Below are 13,140 nucleotides of genomic sequence, written 5' to 3' on the forward strand. Positions count from 1 at the left end.
GCACCCCGGCGGGTGGGTCAGACAGGGGTGGCGCCGGTGGCGGGCTCGTCCCGCTTCGGGGGGGCGTACCTCGGCACGTACTCCTGGCCGGTGAGCTTCTGGATCTCGCTCATCAGCTCGTCGGTCATCGCCCGCAGCGAACTCCGGTCGTCGGACCGGCCGGTGAAGTCCAGCGGCTTGCCGAACCGCAGGACGATCGGGCCGGTGCCCGGCCGGGGCATCCGGGCGCCGATCGGCTGGGCCTTGTCGGTGCCGCTCACTCCGACCGGGACGATCGGCACCCCGGCGGCCAGGGCCAGCCGGGCCGCGCCCGTCCGTCCCCGGTAGAGCCGACCGTCCGGCGACCGGGTCCCCTCCGGATAGATGGCCACCTGCTCGCCGGCGCGTAGCGCCGGGACGGCCGCGTCGAACGCCGACAACGCCGCCCGTCCGCCGCCCCGCTCGACCGGGATCGCACCGAGCCCGGTCAGGAAGTGCTTGTGGAAGGTGCCCTTGAGGCCCTTGCCCTTGAAATACTCCGACTTCGCCCAGAAGGCCAGGTGCCGGGGAACCACGGTGCCGAGGAAGATCTCGTCGGCCACCGACAGGTGGTTGCTGGCGAAGATGAGCCCCCCGGACCTCGGCACGTTCTCCAGCCCCTGCACGGTGGGACGGAAGACCATCCGCAGCACGGGGGCCACGGTGAGCTTGCCGATCGTGTAGAGCAGCGGCACTGGTCCTCCGGACTGTCGTACCCAACGGGCGGTGTGGTTGGCCGGGCGCTGTCACGTTAGCCGACGCCGTCGAGCGACACCGATCGGGTCACCGCGGCGGCGATCCGCGACGGCCCGGTGACCGCGCGGTGGGAGCCGCTCCCGTCGGGCGCGCGCCCGGTCCCCTGCCGACGGCGGACGCGACGGCAGGGGACCGGGCGGCGACGGGTCAGACCCGACTGACGGCGGCGGTCACCGACTCGCCGTCGCCGACCTCACCGGTGAACCCGGCGACCTCCTCGGCGAATTCGATGCGGTCGGCGAGCACCTCCCGGGCGACCACCTCGGTGTACGTCGACACCGCCGCCCGCACCTGATCCGACGCGGACAACGTCAACACGATCCGGTCCGAGACGTCGAGGTCGGCGTCGCGGCGGGCCTGCTGGACCACCCGGACCACGTCCCGGGCCAGCCCCTCGGCGGCCAACTCCGGGGTGACCGAGGTGTCGAGCACCACCACTCCCTCACCGGCGGGCAGCGGGGCGGACTGCTCGGCGTCCGAGGCGACCAGGCGCAGTTCGTACTCGCCCTCGGCGAGGGTGATCCCGGCGGCGACCGGGGCGCCGTCGACCAGCTCCCAGTCCCCCGCCTTCACCGCCTTGATCACCTGCTGCACCTGCTTGCCGACGCGGGGACCGAGCGCCCGGGGCACCACCGTCAGGACCTGCCGGCAGTAGTCCGACAGGTCCTCGGAGAAGACGACCTCCTTCACGTTGACCTCGTCGGCGACGAGGTCGGCGAAGGGCCGCAGCTGCGCCGCCCGGGGCGAGGCCACTGTCAACGTCGCCAGCGGCAGCCGGACCCGCAGACCCTGGGCCTTACGCAGGGACAGCGCCGCCGAGCAGACCTCCCGGGTGGCGTCCATCGCGGCCACCAGGTCGGGGTCGGCGGGGAACTCCTCGGCCGACGGCCAGTCGGTCAGGTGCACCGACCGCCCACCGGTCAGCCCACGCCAGATCTCCTCGGTGGTCAGCGGCGCCAGCGGCGCCACCACTTGGCAGAACGTCTCCAACACCGTGGCGAGGGTGTCGAAGGCGTCCGCGTCGCCGCCCCAGAACCGGTCCCGGGACCGCCGGACGTACCAGTTGGTCAGCGCGTCCAGGTAGGACCGGACGGTCGCGCACGCCCCGGAGATGTCGTACGCGTCCATCTGCGCGCCGACGGTGGCCACCAGTTCCCTCGTCTTGGCCAGGACGTACCTGTCGAGCAGGTGCGTGCTGTCCACCCGCCGCCGCGCGGTGTGCCCGTCGGCGTTGGCGTAGAGGGTGAAGAAGTACCAGACGTTCCACAGCGGCAGCAGGACCTGCCGGACGGCGTCCCGGATGCCCGCCTCGGTGACCGCCATGTCCCCGCCCCGCAGCACCGGCGAGGACATCAGCATCCACCGCATCGCGTCGGAGCCGTACGAGTCGAAGACGTGGTAGACGTCCGGGTAGTTGCGCAGGCTCTTGGACATCTTGCGGCCGTCCGAGCCGAGCAGGATGCCGTGGCTGAGGCAGTTGCGGAACGCCGGCCTGTCGAACAGGGCGGTGGCCAGCACGTGCATCGTGTAGAACCAGCCGCGGGTCTGCCCGATGTACTCGACGATGAAGTCACCCGGGTAGTGGTGCTCGAACCAGTCGCGGTTCTCGAACGGGTAGTGCACCTGGGCGAAGGGCATCGACCCGGACTCGAACCAGCAGTCCAGCACCTCGGGGACCCGACGCATCGTCGAACGCCCGGTCGGGTCGTCCGGGTTGGGCCGGGTCAGCTCGTCCACCGCCGGCCGGTGCAGGTCGGTCAGGCGTACGCCGAAGTCCCGCTCGATCTCGGCGAGCGAGCCGTACACGTCGATCCGGGGGTAGGCCGGGTCGTCGGAGCGCCACACCGGGATCGGCGACCCCCAGAACCGGTTCCGGCTGATCGACCAGTCCCGGGCGTTGGCCAGCCACTTGCCGAACGAGCCGTCCTTGATGTGCCCCGGCGTCCAGTTGATCTCCTGGTTCAGCTCGACCATCCGGTCCTTGAACCGGGTCACCGCGACGAACCAGGAGGAGACCGCCTTGTAGACCAGCGGGGTGTCGCACCGCCAGCAGTGCGGGTACGCGTGGGTGTAGGTGTCCTGCTTCAACACCACCCCCCGCTCCTTGAGCTGCCTGATCACCGACTTGTTGACGTCGAAGACCTGCTCGCCCTCGAACGGCGGGACCAGCGAGGTGAAGCGGGTGTGGTCGTCGACGGTGACCACCGTCGGGATCCCGGCCGCGTTGCAGACGTTCTGGTCGTCCTCGCCGAAGGCCGGGGCCAGGTGGACGATCCCGGTGCCGTCCTCGGTGGTGACGAAGTCCGCGCCGAGGACCTGGTACGCGTTCTCCCCGCCCTGCTCGACGAGGAAGTCGTACAGCGGGGTGTAGCGGCGTCCGACCAGGTCCCGGCCGTACACCGTGCCGACCTGGGTATACCCCTCCAACTCCTTGGCGTACGCGCCGACCCGGCCCGCGCCCACCACGTACCGGGTCCCGTCCCGTTCCAGGACCGCGTACTCGATGTCCGGGCCGACGGCGAGCGCCAGGTTCGACGGGAGGGTCCACGGGGTGGTGGTCCAGACGCCCAGGTTGACCGGGCCGCGCACCGCCTCGGGGGCGGACTCGTCGGCGGTCAGCCCGAACCACAGGGTCAACGTCGGGTCGTGCCGGTCACGGTAGACGTCGTCCATCCGGGTCTCGGTGTTCGACAGCGGCGTCTCACACCGCCAGCAGTACGCCAGCACCCGGAAGCCCTCGTAGACCAGACCCTTGTCGTACAGGGTCCGGAAGGCCCACATGACGCTCTCCATGTAGTCCAGGTCGAGGGTCTTGTAGTCGTCGGCGAAGTCGACCCACCGTGCCTGCCGGGTGACGTACCGCTCCCAGTCGTGGGTGAACTCCAGCACCGAGGTCCGGCACGCCTCGTTGAACCGGGCCACCCCGAGGTCGAGGATCTCGGCCTTGGAGGTGATGCCGAGCTGCTTCTCGGCGACCACCTCGGCGGGCAGTCCGTGACAGTCCCAGCCGAAACGCCGCTCCACCCGCCGACCCCGCATCGTCTGGTAGCGGGGGACGACGTCCTTGACGTAGCCGGTGAACAGGTGCCCGTAGTGCGGCAGGCCGTTGGCGAACGGCGGCCCGTCGTAGAAGACGTACTCGTTGTCGGCGCCGCCGTCGTCGGCCGATCCGGAGGCAGGCCGGGCCGCGACGGAGGCCTCGAAGGTCTTGTCGGCCGTCCAGTGCTCCAGCACCCCGCGCTCGACCGCGGGCAGGTCAGGGCTCGCCGGGACACCGGCGGCGGTCGGGTCGTGCAACGGATAGGCCATCGGGGGTCGCTCTCCTCGCGCAGCTCACTGTCGTGTGGTCTGCGAGGACGAGCCCCCTCCGGTACGCCGAATCCGGCGCCCCGGGTCGGGCCCGCGGTACCACCCCGCTTGACGGTCGAGATCGACCGCCCGCTCGATTGTCGGCTGTGACGGGCCGCACCCGTCCGGGTCTACTGAGCCGGTCACCCAGCCGTTCTTCCGGAGGCTCCCCGGTGATGCCGGATCGTCGCCGTGTACCACCACGATACCCGTCGCCTTCCGGTGCGCGCCTGCGAGTAACCGGGGGCCGACCGGTCGGGGCCACCACACGGGCGCGGCCCGACGAGTGGGCGGACTCACACGCCTCGGTTGCTGCAAACCGGGCCCGCCGCACGTCTTGTGAAGTGACATCCAGGACGGGAGGACACGATGGGCCGGATCGACCCGGCGGCGGTGACGCCCGAGGCGTACGAGGCGGTGTGCGGATTGGCGCACCTCGCCCGCAGGACCGTCGACCCGGCGGTGCTGGAGCTGGTGGAGCGACGCGTCCGCCTGCTCCACGACGACACCGACGCCGTACCACCCCCGCAGGACGACCCCGCACCGGACGTCGACGAGCGGAAGCGCACCGCCCTCGCCCTCACCGACGCGCTCACCCGACTCGGGGAGGGCGGCGTACCCGACCACGTCTGGGACGCCGCAGCGCGGGTCTGGTCGGAGCGGGAACTGGCCGAACTGACCATCGCCATCGCCACCGTCGACGCCCGGAACCGCCAGGCGGCGGCGGGACGGCTCCGGACGAGAGCGCACGGGTGAGCCGACCGGGGCCGGCCATCGGCCGGGGGGCGTCGACCGTCCCCGGGAACCCCGGCGGTCAGCCCAGCTCGGGGAACCAGAGCGCGATCTCGCGCTTGGAGCTGTCCGGGGAGTCCGAGGCGTGCACCAGGTTCTCCCGGTTGGACAGGGACAGGTCACCCCGGATGGTGCCGGCGGCGGCCTTGCGCCCGTCGGTGACCCCGATCATGGTCCGCACCACGTCGATCACCTGGTCACCGGAGAGCACCAGGGCGACCAGCGGCCCGGAGGTCATGAACGCCTTCAGCGGCGGGTAGAACGGCTTGTCGACGTGCTCGGCGTAGTGCTGGTCGGCGAAGTCCCCGTCCAGGGTCCGCGTCTGCATGGCGTCGATCCGCAGCCCCTTGCGCTCGAAGCGGGAGACGATCTCGCCGACCAGACCCCGACTGACGGCGTCGGGCTTGATCAGGACGAGCGTGCGCTCGTCGGAGCTGCTGGTGGACACGCTGGGTTCCTCCTGTACGCGGAAGGCGGCTCGGCTGGGTACGGTCAGCGTAGCGACCCGGTCCGGTCACCGAAGCGGCGGCTGCTCTTCCGCTCCGTCGGCGATGCGGCCTAGCCTGGTCCCGACCCCTGGGAGGTCCACTGTGGCGACTGGCGGAAACCGACCCATCGCGCCGGTGCGCAGGCTGATCGCCGCCGTGCTCGGTACGGTGGCGGCCTTCGTTGTCGTGTTCGGCCTGGGCATGACGAGCTGGGCCATCGTGGCCCTCGGTGTCGCCATCCTGGCGCTGGCCATCGCGTTGGCCACAGTCCGTGGAGGTGGCCGTACCTGGGTGGTCGGGATCGGACACGTGCACAGCACCTCCGAACCACCCACCCAGTACGCGTTCGGCCGGTGCGAGCTGCAACTGATGATCGACGCTCCGGGCATGCCGCCCCGGTCGAAGAAGATCGTCGAACCGCGGGTTCCGGTGTCCAAGTGGCCCACTGTCGGGCAGGCCCTGCCGATCCGGGTGGCCCTCGACGACCACCGGCACGTCCGGGTGCTCTGGGACGAGGTGGCGACCCACACCGAGGCCGCCGCCGCCGACCTGCCACCGGAGTTCGCCGTCGTCGCCGCCGAGCCGGTCGACGAGATGCTGATCCAGCAGGAGGCGCCCCCGTGGGCCGGGCGGACCGACGACGACTTCCGGGACGAGTTCGGCACCGACTTCCGGGACGCCTACCACGACGGGTTCGGTGACCAACCGGCCGTCGACCCGATCCTTGACGACCCGGGCGAGCACTCCGAGCGGCGCAGGACCGTGGTGGTCCACCAGCGGCCCGGCGGCCCGAAGGTGGTCGAGGGCACCCTGGTCGAGCAGCCGAGCGACCCCACCCTGCCCCGTCGGGCCACGCCCAACCCCCGTACTCCGTCGGAGGACCCGGTCGCCCCGGACGCCGCCCTCGACCCACCGGCCGGGGAGCGGACCACGACGACCGCCGCCGCCGGTCTCGACGACGCGTACCTCGACCCGACGGATCTCTCCCCCCGCCCCCGCTCGGAGCAGCCTGCCGACACCGTCCCCGACCCGCGCCCGGACGAGCCGACCCCGCCGACCGACACCGTTCCGGACCGGCGCCCGGACGAGCCGACCCCGCCGGAGGAGCCCGGCCGGCCGGTCGACGCCGCCCCGCCCTCCCGCCCGGACGAGCCGACCCCGCCGGTCGACGCACCGGGACCCGAGACGACCCCGGTCGCGGTCCGGTCGGAGCCCTCGCCGTCGAGTGACGGCCCTGCCAGGTCGGCGGAGTCCGAGGTCGGCACCCCGAAACGGACCGACACCCCCACCTCGGCCGACCCCACCGCTGACTCCCAGGACCCCACGGTCGGCTCGAACGACCCCACCGTGCCGATCGACACCATCGTCCCGCCGACCGCCCCGGCACCGGGGCAACGCACCGACGAGTCGCCCACCGCTGCCCGGACCGCGCCGCCGCCCCATGCCACCGAGCCGTCCACCGCTGCCCGGCATGCACCGACGACCGGTGCCGACGACCCGGACTTCGACCCGATCGACCTGGCGCTGGACGACCCCGCCCCCGGCCGGGAACACCCGGACACCGACTCCGACGTCGGTGCCGACCACCTCGACGCGGCGATCTTCGGGTACGCCCCGGAGGACCCCAGGGCCGACTCCCCCGACCTCGACACCGGTGCTCCGATCGCCGGAGTCGGGATCACCGTGCTGGTCACCGACCTGGGCCGGTCCCTGGAGTTCTACCGGGACGTGCTGGGCTTCACCGAGGTGGACCGGGGATCCGGAAACGCCGTGCTGGCCTCCGGGACCACCCGGCTGGTGCTACGGGAGGTCACCGAGGCGGCCCCGATCAGCCGTCGGCTGGTCCACGTCAACCTCGAGGTCAACGACATCCAGGCGGCCTACGAGCGGCTGCGGGACACCGGGCTCCGGTTCACCTACGCCCCTCGGGTGGTCAACCGGGGCACCAAGCTGGAGGTGTGGGCTGCGGCGTTCCGTGACCCCGACGGGCACGGCATCGCCCTGACCCAGTGGCGGACCCTCACCGGCGCCTGACCGGCCGACCCTTCACACCCCGGGGGCGGCCGACCCGCCCCCGGGACCGAGGATCACCCGCCGGACGTGCAGGGCGTACGCCCACACCAGGGCGAAGATGACCCCGAGCACGAACAGTGACCAGTGCAGGAACCCGCCCAGGATCAGTACGCCCTGCAACACCGTGCCGGCGTGCCAGGCCCACGCCCGGCGCATCAGGCCGGCGAGCACCACCGCCACCACGGCGATCCCGATGATCAGACCGATGGTGGCTCCGCTGAGTTCCCCGCCGAGCACCCGGATCGGCTGGATGCCCAGCAGCAGGACGAATGCCTCCAGGCCGAGGGTGGCGGCCCCGAGTCCCCGTACCGCCCCCTCCGGGTTGCGCAGCCCCGACCGACGCTCCCCCGGGGCAGGCTCCCCCGGACCGGGCTGCCCTGGCCCCGGCTGCCCCGGATCGGGCTCCCCGGGGTCGGGCTGTCGCGAGTCCGGCTGATCCGGGGCGGTCATCGCTTGAGCAGCCGGCGGGCGTCGGCCACTGTCACCACCGACCCGGTGATCAACACACCCACTCCGCTGAGTTCACCCGGCACGTCGGACTCGGCGGCGGCCACCGCCGCCTCGATCGCGTCCGGCATCTCCTCGGCGATCTCCACCCGGTCCGGGCCGAAGATCTCGACGGCCAGGGCACCGAGCTGCGCGGCGGGCATCGCCCGGGGCGAGCTGTTGCCGGTGACGACCACCTGGTCGAGCACCGGCTCCAGAAGTTCCAGCAGGCTGGAGGCGTCCTTGTCGGCGAGGACACCGAGCACCCCGACCAGCTTGCTGAACGCGAACTCCTCCTGGATGGCGGTGACAGTGGCGGCCATCCCCTGCGGGTTGTGGGCACCGTCGAGCAGGACCGTCGGCGCGGTCCGGACCTTCTCCAGCCGCCCTGGGGAGCTGGCCGTGGCGAAGCCCTCCCGGACGGTCTCCACGTCCAGTTGTCGCTTCGTCCCGGCACCGAGGAACGCCTCGACCGCCGCCAGCGCCACGGCCGCGTTCTGGGCCTGGTGGGCCCCGTGCAGCGGTACGAAGATCTCCTCGTACACCCCGCCGAGGCCCTGGAGGGTGAGCACCTGACCGCCGACCGCCACCGACCGGCGCAGCACGCCGAACTCGGCGCCCTCCCGGGCGATCGTCGCGCCCACCTCGGCGCAGCGTTCCAGGACCGGTCGGGCGGCCTCCTCGTCCTGTGCCGCGCAGACCACTGTCGCCCCGGGATGGATGATCCCCGCCTTGGCCAGCGCGATGTCCTGGATCGTGTCACCAAGCCACTCGGTGTGGTCCAGCCCGATCGGGGTCAGCACGCAGACCCCGGCCTGGAGGACGTTCGTGGCGTCCTCGGCCCCACCGAGCCCCACCTCGACCACCGCGATGTCGACCGGAGCGTCGGCGAAGGTCGCGAAGGCCAGCGCCGTGGTCATGTCGAAGTAGGTGAGCGGCTCGGCGGAGCGCTCGTCCACCAGCCCGGCCAGCGGGGCGACCTCCCGGTAGGTGGCGGTGAACCGCTCCTCGTCGACGGGCTCACCGTCGAGGCTGATCCGTTCCCGGACGGTCTCCAGATGAGGGCTGGTGTACCGGCCGGTGTGCAGGCCGAAGGCGCGCAACAGGGAGTCGATCATCCGGGCGGTCGACGTCTTGCCGTTCGTCCCCGTCAGGTGGATCGACGGGTACGCCCGCTGTGGGCTGCCGAGCAGGTCCAGCAGGCTCTCGATCCGGTCCAGCTCGAAGACCATCCGGGTGAATCCCCGCCCGGCCAGTTCGGCCTCGACGGCGGCGAATTCGGGGTTCCCGGCCCGCGCCGCCCGGTCAGTCCGGGCGGCACGACGGGCGGAGCCCTCCCGACCCGACGGGTCGGCGGGCTGATCGGTGCGTTCGGTGCGCTCGGTCACGACGGCAGCGCCTCCAGTGCGGCGTCGATGCGGACCAGGTCGGATTCGGCGGCGGCGAGCCGGGTCCGGATCTTGTCGACCACGTGCTCCGGGGCCTTCCCCACGAACGCCGGGTTGCCCAGCTTCCCCCGGGCCTGCGTCACCTCCTTCTCGGCGGCGACACGGTCCTTGGTCAGCCGGGCCCGCTCGGCGGCCACGTCGATGGAGCCCCGGGTGTCCAGGGCGACACTGACCTCGCCGGGCATGGCCAGGGTGGCGCTGGCCTGGAAGTCGTCCCCGGGGGTGTCCAGCCGGACCAGGGAGCGGATCAACGGCTCGTGCGCCTCGATACCCGCCCCGGTCAGGCCGTCCAGCCGCGCCGCGACCCGCTGCGTGGGGCGCAGCCCCTGGTCGGAGCGGAACCGCCGGATCTCGGTCACCACCCGCTGGACGGTGCCGACCTCGGTCTCAGCACGGTCGTCGACGAGGGTACGGTCGGCCGTCGGCCAGGCGGCGGTCACCACCGTCTGCGCGCCGGTCAGCGCGGTCCACAGCTCCTCGGTGACGAACGGCATCACCGGGTGCAGCAGCCGCAGCAGCTGGTCCAGGACGTGCCCGAGCACCCGTCGGGTCGCCTCGGCCGCCGCGCCGCCACCGGCGAGCACCGGTTTGGTCAGCTCGACGTACCAGTCGCAGACGTCGTCCCAGGCGAAGTGGTAGAGCAGGTCGCAGACCTTCGCGAACTCGTACCCCTCGAACTGCTCGTCCACCTCGGCGGTGACGTGGGCGAGTCGGGACAGGATCCACCTGTCGACGGTGGAGAGCTGCTCGGCGGCCGGCAACGGCCCCTCGGTGTGGGCACCGTTCATCAGTGCGAACCGGGTGGCGTTCCAGAGCTTGTTGCAGAAGTTGCGCGAGCCCTGGCACCAGTCCTCGCTGACCGGGACGTCCGAGCCGGGGTTGGCTCCCCGGGCCAGGGTGAACCGGACGGCGTCGGCGCCGAAGCGGTCGATCCAGTCCAGCGGGTCCACCACGTTGCCGAAGGACTTCGACATCTTCTTGCCGAACTCGTCACGGACCATGCCGTGCAGGGCCACCACCTCGAAGGGCGGCTTGCCGTCCATCGCGTACAGCCCGAACATCATCATCCGGGCGACCCAGAAGAAGAGGATGTCGTACCCGGTGACCAGGACGCTCGTCGGGTAGAACTTCGCCAGGTCGGGGGTCTGCTCCGGCCAGCCGAGGGTGGAGAACGGCCACAGCCCGCTGGAGAACCAGGTGTCCAGGACGTCCTCGTCCTGGTGCCAGCCCTCGCCGGTCGGCGGCTGCTCGTCGGGACCGACGCAGACGACCTCACCGTCGGGGCCGTACCAGACCGGGATCCGGTGGCCCCACCAGAGCTGGCGGGAGATGCACCAGTCGTGCATGTTGTCCACCCAGGCGAAGTACCGCTTGGCAAGCTCGGGCGGCTCGATCTTCACCCGGCCGTCGCGCACCGCGTCCCCCGCCGCCTGGGCCAGCGGGGTGGTGTTGACGAACCACTGCAACGACAGCCGGGGCTCGACAGTCGTCTTGCAGCGCGAACAGTGCCCGACCGCGTGCACGTACGGCCGCTTCTCGGCCACGATCAGGCCCTGCTCCCGCAGGGCGGCGACGATCGCCGGCCGGGCCTCGTAACGGTCCAGCCCCTGGAAGGGACCGGGCACGGTGATCACGCCCCGCTCGTCCATCACCGTCAACGAGGGCAGGCCGTGCCGCTGGCCGATCTCGAAGTCGTTCGGGTCGTGTGCCGGGGTCACCTTGACCATGCCGGTGCCGAAGGACGGGTCGACGTGCGGGTCACCCACGATCGGGATCCGCCGCCCGGTGAGCGGCAGCTCGACCTCGGTGCCGGTCAGGTGCCGGTACCGCTCGTCGTCGGGGTGCACAGCCACCGCCGTGTCACCGAGCATCGTCTCGGCCCGGGTGGTGGCCACCACAACGTCGTCGCTGTACCTGATGGAGACCAGCTCACCGTCGTCGTCGGTGTGCTCCACCTCGATGTCCGACAGCGCCGTCAGGCACCGTGGACACCAGTTGATGATCCGGTTCGCCCGGTAGATGAGACCGTCGTCGTACAGCTTCTTGAAGATCGTCTGTACGGCCCGCGACAGCCCCTCGTCCATGGTGAAGCGCTCGCGGTCCCAGTCGACGGAGTCGCCGAGCCGGCGCATCTGGCCGAGGATCGCCCCGCCGGACTCGGCCTTCCACCGCCACACCCGCTCGACGAACTCGTCGCGCCCCAGGTCGTGCCGGGACAGCCCCTCGCCGGCCAGCTGCCGCTCCACGACGTTCTGGGTGGCGATACCGGCGTGGTCCATCCCGGGCAGCCAGAGCGCCTCGAACCCCTGCATCCGCTTACGCCGGATCAGCGCGTCCTGGACGGTGTGGTCGAGGGCGTGCCCCATGTGCAGGACGCCGGTGACGTTCGGCGGGGGGATGACGATCGTGAACGGGGGCCGGTCGCTGCGGGGATCCGCCCGGAAGTGGCCCGCGGCTACCCACTGCTCGTACCGTCGCTGCTCTACCTCGCCGGGCTGGTACTGGCCGGCAAGGGTCGGGGCGTCGGGGCGTCGGGCATCCAGTCTCTCGGTCACCCTCGAAGTCTACGGAGCGCTTCGGCGGACCTGACGTGCACCACCGGTGGTTCGCGTACGGTGTCGGTCATGTCCGACGCACACGTCACCGGCACCTCCGTGTCCGGTGGGTTCGCACCTGCCTCCGGCCGCCCGTACCCCGACGGGGCCGAGCCGGTGGAGCTCGTCGACGAGCCGATCCGGCTGAGTCACCACGACCCGGACGACGGCCCCCGGCGCTCCCTGTTCGGCTCGAAGCGGGCGCGGTGGGCACTGGCCGCGGCCCTCGTCGTCGGGCTGGCCGGAGCCGGTGCCCTCGGTGTCGCCGGGTGGCGGGTGGCACAGCAGCGGGACACCGACCTGGCCACTCCGGACCGGGTCGCCGGGCTGTCCCGCGACGACAGCGAACGGGCCCGCAGCACCGCCGACTACCTGCGCAGCGGCTTCGCCGCCCAGATCGACCTGGACAGCAGTTTCGGCACCGTGTACGGCGACCCCGCCGACGACCGGCGGCCGGTGCTCATCTTCGGCGGCTCGGCCCTGTTGTGGCAGCCGGAACGGGATCTGGACACCCTCTTCGGTCTGATGGCCGACGAGACCGGCGAGGTCGCCGGCATCAGCGACGTTCCCGCCGGTCGACTCGGCGGCACCATGAAGTGCGGTACGACCGGCGGGGAGGGTGGCGACTTCGCGGTCTGCGGCTGGGCCGACCACGGCAGCGTGGTGATGGCGATGTTCCCCGGTCGACCGGTCAGTGAGGCCGGCGGCCTCCTCCGCACCATCCGCGAAGAAATCCAAACCCGCCCCTGAACCCCCCACCCCACCCCACCCCACCTCCACCTGCCGCCCAGCCCACCCCCGTTTGCCACGTTGATCAAGGGGTTTGCGTCACGATTGGAGATCATCCAGACGCAAATCCCTTGATCACGGAACGATCGGGGACGCCCGGCCGCCGGCAGGGGACCGCGAGGGCGGACAGCGCATAGAGGGCAGAGGGCAGAGGAATGCCCAGGTCGGATACAGCAGGAAACACGTGTAGGGCCACCCCGAAGGGTGGCCCTACACGTGAAAGATGTCCGGCGGTGTCCTACTCTCCCACACCCTCCCGAGTGCAGTACCATCGGCGCTGGAAGGCTTAGCTTCCGGGTTCGGAATGTAACCGGGCGTTTCCCTTCCGCCATGACCGCCGTAACCCTA

General features: G+C 71.6%; 8 protein-coding genes, 1 rRNA gene and 2 pseudogenes. 4 read left to right on the top strand and 7 right to left on the bottom strand.

All coding sequences use genetic code 11. The features are described from left to right. Positions 1–17 precede the first annotated feature (17 nt). Positions 18–713, bottom strand: a complete 696-nt coding sequence (locus WHN02_RS26490; RefSeq protein ID WP_434741347.1) for a lysophospholipid acyltransferase family protein — start codon at positions 711–713, stop codon at positions 18–20. A 208-nt stretch (positions 714–921) separates the two neighbouring features. Next, entirely contained in the window at positions 922–4,083 is a 3,162-nt protein-coding gene (ileS, locus tag WHN02_RS26495) for an isoleucine--tRNA ligase (RefSeq protein WP_434741348.1), read from the bottom strand. Between the two features lie 408 nt (positions 4,084–4,491). On the opposite strand from ileS, the gene WHN02_RS26500 reads away from it, so the two are divergent. Next, positions 4,492–4,878, top strand: a complete 387-nt coding sequence (locus WHN02_RS26500; protein ID WP_434741349.1) for a carboxymuconolactone decarboxylase family protein — start codon at positions 4,492–4,494, stop codon at positions 4,876–4,878. A gap of 58 nt (positions 4,879–4,936) precedes the next feature. On the opposite strand, the gene ndk is transcribed toward WHN02_RS26500, so the two are convergent. After that, positions 4,937–5,362 carry a nucleoside-diphosphate kinase gene (gene ndk, locus WHN02_RS26505; RefSeq protein WP_434741350.1) on the bottom strand — a complete coding sequence of 142 codons (426 nt, stop codon included), beginning with the start codon at positions 5,360–5,362 and terminating at the stop codon, positions 4,937–4,939. A gap of 142 nt (positions 5,363–5,504) precedes the next feature. Here ndk and WHN02_RS26510 point away from each other — a divergent pair. Beyond that, positions 5,505–6,521 (top strand): annotated as a pseudogene (locus WHN02_RS26510) (glyoxalase/bleomycin resistance/dioxygenase family protein); the annotation flags it as partial. A gap of 297 nt (positions 6,522–6,818) precedes the next feature. Continuing rightward, positions 6,819–7,436 (top strand): annotated as a pseudogene (locus tag WHN02_RS26515) (VOC family protein); the annotation flags it as partial. A gap of 12 nt (positions 7,437–7,448) precedes the next feature. On the opposite strand, the gene WHN02_RS26520 reads toward WHN02_RS26515, so the two are convergent. The 3 genes from WHN02_RS26520 to WHN02_RS26530 all read right to left on the bottom strand — a co-directional run bounded on the left by WHN02_RS26520 (position 7,449) and on the right by WHN02_RS26530 (position 11,964). Further along, complete coding sequence (locus WHN02_RS26520) at positions 7,449–7,925, bottom strand: DUF4233 domain-containing protein (protein WP_434741351.1); 477 nt, start codon at positions 7,923–7,925, stop codon at positions 7,449–7,451. Next, positions 7,922–9,193 (bottom strand): bifunctional folylpolyglutamate synthase/dihydrofolate synthase, encoded by a 1,272-nt coding sequence (locus WHN02_RS26525; protein ID WP_434744085.1) that lies wholly within the window; start codon positions 9,191–9,193, stop codon positions 7,922–7,924. The genes WHN02_RS26520 and WHN02_RS26525 overlap by 4 nt, the downstream gene beginning before the upstream one ends. Before the next feature lie 152 nt (positions 9,194–9,345). Further along, positions 9,346–11,964 (bottom strand): valine--tRNA ligase, encoded by a 2,619-nt coding sequence (locus tag WHN02_RS26530; protein WP_434741352.1) that lies wholly within the window; start codon positions 11,962–11,964, stop codon positions 9,346–9,348. A gap of 69 nt (positions 11,965–12,033) precedes the next feature. Here WHN02_RS26530 and WHN02_RS26535 point away from each other — a divergent pair, with 69 nt between their 5' ends. Continuing rightward, entirely contained in the window at positions 12,034–12,753 is a 720-nt protein-coding gene (locus WHN02_RS26535; protein ID WP_434741353.1) for a hypothetical protein, read from the top strand. Between the two features lie 264 nt (positions 12,754–13,017). On the opposite strand, the gene rrf is transcribed toward WHN02_RS26535, so the two are convergent. Beyond that, positions 13,018–13,134, bottom strand: a 5S ribosomal RNA gene (rrf, locus tag WHN02_RS26540). Positions 13,135–13,140: the final 6 nt, after the last annotated feature.

The sequence above is a fragment of the Micromonospora sp. SH-82 genome (genome assembly GCF_051132485.1).
GTDB lineage: Bacteria > Actinomycetota > Actinomycetes > Mycobacteriales > Micromonosporaceae > Micromonospora.

Coding starts and splice junctions, on each gene's coding strand:
- WHN02_RS26500 (WP_434741349.1), top strand. CDS start 4,492: ATGGGCCGGATCGACCCGGCGGCGGTGACGCCCGAGGCGTACGAGGCG.
- WHN02_RS26535 (WP_434741353.1), top strand. CDS start 12,034: ATGTCCGACGCACACGTCACCGGCACCTCCGTGTCCGGTGGGTTCGCA.
- WHN02_RS26520 (WP_434741351.1), bottom strand. CDS start 7,925: ATGACCGCCCCGGATCAGCCGGACTCGCGACAGCCCGACCCCGGGGAG.
- ileS (WP_434741348.1), bottom strand. CDS start 4,083: ATGGCCTATCCGTTGCACGACCCGACCGCCGCCGGTGTCCCGGCGAGC.
- WHN02_RS26525 (WP_434744085.1), bottom strand. CDS start 9,193: ATGGTCTTCGAGCTGGACCGGATCGAGAGCCTGCTGGACCTGCTCGGC.